The organism is Cellulomonas fimi, from assembly GCF_028527925.1.
Taxonomy (GTDB): Bacteria; Actinomycetota; Actinomycetes; order Actinomycetales; family Cellulomonadaceae; genus Cellulomonas; species Cellulomonas fimi_C.
Genome location: NZ_JAPESW010000125.1, coordinates 1 through 902, shown reverse-complemented (window position 1 = coordinate 902; position 902 = coordinate 1). Strand labels below are relative to the sequence as shown.

Annotated in this window: 1 protein-coding gene; it reads left to right on the top strand. The window is 63.4% G+C overall.

The genetic code is table 11. The features are described from left to right. Positions 1–16: 16 nt before the first annotated feature. Positions 17–902: hypothetical protein (locus OMK64_RS21325; RefSeq protein ID WP_272730114.1), on the top strand; the 886-nt coding region annotated here is incomplete at its 3' end.

Below are 902 nucleotides of genomic sequence, written 5' to 3'. Positions count from 1 at the left end.
GTTGAAAAACGGTGACTTGCTGAAAACCCTGCTGGAAGCGCTGGATGAACCCCAACGCAAAACCTTGCTGGGAGAAGCATTCGGCGACCCGCCAACCTCCCTGGACAATCGCGCGCTTAAACTCAGGAAAAAACTGGCCGGGCTGGCTCAATCGCATCGAGCTGAATTGTTCAACACCCGCTACCAACAGCTGGATCGCCCTGTCACCCCTCGCCAACAGGCCATGATCGACAACACACCCGGATTGCCGCTCACCGCAGCCGACGCCCTGCTGGACACCGCCAACAGCCAGGAACTCAAGGCCGTTGACGAAGGAACAGTTCCCGCGCGCTTGACCGAGCTGGCGCAAGCGTTGCGAGACGAAGCCGGGGTGAACCATGCCTACGACGGTTTATACCTCGACTCTACGGACAACCTGGACACCCACCGACTGGCCTTGCACTCCCTGGAGCAATTGCCCGGCTGGGCAGGAAAAAGGGTGCGCATTGAGATCAGAAGCTCCACACCCGAGACCACCCTCCTGGATGCCATCGGCAAACCCAAGGCACGCATCAAAAGAGTCCTGGTGCGCTCGGCCGATGGGCGTTACACCCCGCAAGACGACAGCGGCGAACTGTCCGGCGCAACCGACCTGTACAACGCGGTGCTCCAGGCCCTGCCCGATGCCGAGCGCAACGCCCTGGGCCTGCGCATCGGCCAAGGCCCCGATCTGCGGCTGGCCCTGCGCACCCATGCACTGAAACGCGCCCCCTTGCGCAAGCTGATCACCGCCGAGCCCGCCCGCGCGCCTACCGACACCCGCACCCATCTGCGCCTGCTGGGCATGGACAACTACCCACCGGCTGCACCGGCTGAACAGCCCAACGCGCAGGCGTTGGCACGAGAGCTGTATCCAGCCCACG